The sequence below is a fragment of the Bartonella sp. AP88XZML genome (assembly GCF_042195565.1).
Classification (GTDB): domain Bacteria; phylum Pseudomonadota; class Alphaproteobacteria; order Rhizobiales; family Rhizobiaceae; genus Bartonella.
The window spans coordinates 1-4,632 of sequence record NZ_JBHIOQ010000074.1; the positions used below are offsets into that span (position 1 = coordinate 1).

Below are 4,632 nucleotides of genomic sequence, written 5' to 3' on the forward strand. Positions count from 1 at the left end.
TTCCCATTGTTTGATAAGCTCTAATCCTTCTTTCGATATCTTTCTCATCTGACGCTCCATAAAAAAAGCCCCACAAAAGTGAGGCGGCATAAAAATGTTTTCTTATGATCTCTATTGACTATGCTCTTTGATCAGTTGCTCGACTTCGTCAACACCAAAGCCAAGCTGAAAGAGCGGCGCATATTCACTTTCCTGTAATTCATACTGACAACGCTTTTCGACAAAATCACCATTTGAATCAAACGGTATTTCTGTTGTTCGACAAACCTTATGCGTATCATCTTCTACCCCCTCTTCCCCTTCGCTGAGTTCTTTGACAAAAAACCAATAAAAACGCGTTGTCAAAAGCATCTCTAGCCTTCTTACTGTTTCAACTTTGTCAAAAGAAAGCATGTTCAGATAATCTTCTTTGCTATTTAAATGTTCTGGATATTCTATCATCTCTCCCTCCTAAACAAAATGACGCGTATGGCTACATCCACGCGCCGCAACTTGTTCATTTCCACCATTGACGATCATGGCGGCTCGAGTAAAACGCCCATTATCCGTTGTATTACTCCAGCTACCACCCCCTAACAATGCTCTCATTTCAAACGTATTTTGCGTACGGCTTATGGGTATAGGAAACGTGCCCGATAAAAATTGCCAAACATAACCGCAACCATCCTCACAACCGATATGCGAGATCATTCGACGATTCGCCGTATCCTTATATCCACCTGAAACCTTAGAGGTTGGTTCTTTCTTGCCAACAATATGTGTCTTTTCATTGCTTCCATACATAGCAGAAGCAAACGCTTCATCACTCAGTAAAGATTTTTTAACACGCGCCATATCTGTTACATGTTCGGTATAATTACGGTTTGTTGTTATATTGGTACGATACATTGATTTCGTATTTTCACCCGTCCCTGATTGAAGATAAATATCAACCCAAAGATCTGTAGAGGGGTCGTAGACCATTCCCTCTGGTGAACTATAAGGGCGGTGATTTAAACACCAAACTGAATTGGGTAAAATATCCCCTGCCCTATAACCAGACAAGGGGTGACCAGAAATCGTACCAACATCCGCACAAAGCGTATGAAACCCTCCTATCTTTCGCGAATTACTCACTGTGTAATCCCTTGGATACGTAGAGTTTTCTGATAAAACAAATTTATGAGACTGTCCTCCATCAGAAACCAAATAAACATAATAATCCTTACCCGCCGAAAGAGACGGCATGCTTATTCTTGTATCTGCCGTATAACTTGCAACCAAAGTATCATTGCCTAATGCCAAAGTTATGCGTGTTCCTTTTTTCACGGTTAATTGCGCTTTGCCTGTCGCTACAAGAAACGGTGTGGAAATTGAAAGAACCGTTAAATTGGACTGTTTCAGTAAATTGTTTACCTCTTCCGCTAGCGCTTTTGCCTGTGAAGCTACTGTATGGGCTGTTGTTGCCGTTGCTAGGGAACTCTTGATACCTCCAAGCTCTTGTTTCGTCGTATCGGCTGTTTTTTTGGCTTCTTCTGCTGTCCTTTTCGCTCTATCGGCTACTTCTTTGGCTTTTTCGGCTTCGCTCTTGGCTTGATAGGCTTGTGAATCTGCCGACTCGGCTTTTTTCTTGGCTTCTTCGCCTGCCGTTTCTGCTAAACTTGCTGTAAGCTTAGCACTATCTGCTGTTTCATTCGCTTTGTGGGCTTTATTCCACGCTGCATTCGCTGTGCTTTTTGCATTTTCCACCTCACTACGCGCTTGCGTCGCATCATGTCTTGCATAACCAGCAGACTCCTTGGCTTCCTTGGCTATTTTTTGTGCCTCTTCCGCTTCTTCTTCTAAAGACGCGGCTTTCTTACCCGCTGTTTCGGCTGCCCTCTGCGCCTCTCCTGCTATATATTTTGCATTACTCGCTATTTCCTTGGCTTTTTCTACTTCATTCTTGGCTTCATACGCTCGGTCATCGGCTTTCTCTGCTATTTTCTTGGCTTCTTCACCTGCCATTTCTGCTAATCTTGCTATAGTCTTAGCGTTATTGGCTGCTTCATTCGCGTCGTAAGCTTTACTCCACGCTTCATTCGCTGTGCTTTTTACTTTTTCCACCTCACTACGCGCTTGCTCCGCATCATGGTTAGCATAACCTGCTGTCTGTTTGGCTTCTTTTGCTATTTTTTGTGCTTCTTCTGCGGCTGCTTCTAAAGACGCGGCTTTTTTACCCGCTGTTTCTGCCGCTTTCTGTGCTTGTTCTGCTGTATATTTTGCACTATTAGCTATTTCCTTGGCTTTCTCTACTTCACCCTTAGCTTCATACGCGTAGTTATTGGCTTTCTCCGCTATTTTCTTGGCTTCTTCACCTGCTGTTTCCGCTAATCTTGCTATAACCTTGGCGTCCTTCGCTGTTTCATTCGCGCTGTGGGAATTACTCCACGCTTCATGAGCTTTGTTGTCTGCTGCTTCGGCTTTTTTCTTGGCTTCGTCTGAATACATCCGCGCTAAACTTGCTATAGTCTTAGCGTCACCTGCTACTTCCTGCGCTTTATTGGCATTACTCCATCCTTCATGAGCTGTACTTTTTGCCTTTTCTACCTCACTGCGCGCTTGTGCCGCCTCATGGTTAGCATAACCTGCTGTCTGTTTGGCTTCTTTTGCTATCTTTTCAGCTTCACCCGCTACTGTCTCTACCTGTGATGCCTTCTTTTGTGCACCATCAGCTACCTTCTTTGCCTCTTCGGCTATAGACTTCGCACTACCTGCTACTTGTTTTAGACCATCCAAAGCACCTTTCGTTTCTTCTGCTACCTTCTCTGCTGCTTCCGCTTTACTCTTTGCTGCTGTAGCTATACCCTTCAACGCCTCCACACTCGCTTCACCTGCCGTTTCTCCTGAACGCACCGATGCTTCTGCTGCTACCTTCGCTTCGTTGGCTATTCGTGTTGCTTCTGTTGCACTCTGTTGCGCTTGCTCGGCTTTCGTCTGTGCACTATCCAACGCACTTTTGGCTTCTAAGGCTGTCGCTTTGGCGCTCCTTGCTTCTTCTTTTGCTTCTTCTGATAAGCTTTTTGCACTAGAGGCGGTTTGACTTGCTTGTTCACTCGTGGATTTCGCTTCAGTCGCAACAGTCTCTAAATTTTCTGCTTTAGATTTCGCATCGCTAGCCTCTTTTACAGCTTGCTCTACTTTCGCTGTCGCCTTATCAACGGCGCTTTTCGCTTCCTCCGCCAAACCCTTCGCCTCAGATGCCGTACTCTTAGCTTCTCTTGCTTCTGTTAATGCTGTAGTCGCTGTAGATTTTGCTTCATTCGCAACTGCCTCTACACTTTCGGCTTTAGCCTTTGCTGTTTCTGCTGTCTCCTGTGATGCTGCTGCCAACCGTTTTGCTTCTTCTGATAATGTTTTAGCTGCCTCAGCAATCCCTTTCGCATCATTGGCTATACTAGATGCCCCGCCCGCTGTTGTTTTCGCAGAAGTCGCTTCTCTTAATGCCTGTTCTGATGCCTTTTGCGCCTCTGTAGATGCCGTATTCGCTTTTTCCGCTAAACCTTTCGCCTCTTCTGACGTGCTTACAGCTGCCTCTGATTGTGATTTGGCTTCTCTTGAAGCTGTTAATGCTGTCTCTACTCCCGCTTGTACTTGTGAGGCTGTTTTTGTGAGTTCTGTAACAGAAGATGTCGCACCTTCTGATAACTCTTTTGCTTGTTCTGCAATATCCTTGGCATCATCGGCTGCCTGTTTGGCTCCATCTGCCTTTAGACTTGCTTGCATGGCTACAGTCTTAACTTCATGACACGTTGCTACCGCCGTCGCTGCTACTTGCGTCGTCTCTGTTGCTGTTTGTGAAGCTTCTCTTGCTGTTTGTTCTGCACGCATTGCAATGGTCTTCGATTCATCGGCTAACCTCTTGGCTTCGGTCGATAAATTAACAGCATTCTCACTGCTCTGTTTGACCTCTTCAAAACGTTGTAATGCCGTAGAAAGGGAACCTTTCGTACTATTGATTTCCCCTGAGGCTCTATCGACTGCTGCTTTTGTCTCTTCTGCCATGCGCTTCGCTGCATCAGAAGTATTCTTGGCTTCTTCGGCTAAGCCATTGGCTGTATCCGCTGTCTCTTTCGCAAGGCTAGCCGTTGTCGTCGCTGCTTTAGCTTCTTCCTTCGCTTCATGAGACGTCGTAAGCGCTGTTGTCGCTGTTTGAACTGTTTTCGTCACTTCGCTAAGCGCTTGTTCCGACACCCTCTTCGATTCTTCTGCAACCTGTTGCGCACCATTCGCACGCGCCATGGCTTTTTCTGCTTCTTGTCTTGCATTAACAACCTGCTCTAACGGCGCAAAGGTTTCATACGAATACAAAGAGGCTGTTCCTAAAAGCTTTGGAACAACAACGCTATCTTGCGAAGTCCCTTCTCTGATTTCCTCTTTCGTTGCAACAGGTATCAAATATTCATGTTCATGATCGGGTATCTTCATCTGCTTTATTCCTTCATTCAGAGGGCTTCATCCAATGAACACTCTTTCAAATCTTCAAGCTCTTCTCTTAACGCCTCTAAGCGCTTCTCTAAATCTTTCACAGATCCATCAAGCTCTGTTTTCAATGCTGCTTTCAGTAAATCAAAAACGCCAGTAAGCGGCGCATGTACAAAACCTCCCCCAGAA

At 45.3% G+C, this 4,632-nt stretch carries 2 protein-coding genes; both read right to left on the bottom strand.

Annotated features, from left to right (window positions below; all coding sequences use genetic code 11):
• Positions 1 to 111: 111 nt before the first annotated feature.
• Complete coding sequence (locus ACFIK2_RS08180; protein WP_375611039.1) at positions 112 to 441, bottom strand: hypothetical protein; 330 nt, start codon at positions 439 to 441, stop codon at positions 112 to 114.
• Between the two features lie 9 nt (positions 442 to 450).
• Entirely contained in the window at positions 451 to 4,446 is a 3,996-nt protein-coding gene (locus ACFIK2_RS08185) for a hypothetical protein (RefSeq protein ID WP_375677145.1), read from the bottom strand.
• Between the last annotated feature and the right edge of the window lie 186 nt (positions 4,447 to 4,632).

Excerpts from the sequence above, each read along its gene's own strand:
- ACFIK2_RS08185 (WP_375677145.1), bottom strand. The coding sequence starts at position 4,446 with ATGAAGATACCCGATCATGAACATGAATATTTGATACCTGTTGCAACG.
- ACFIK2_RS08180 (WP_375611039.1), bottom strand. The coding sequence starts at position 441 with ATGATAGAATATCCAGAACATTTAAATAGCAAAGAAGATTATCTGAAC.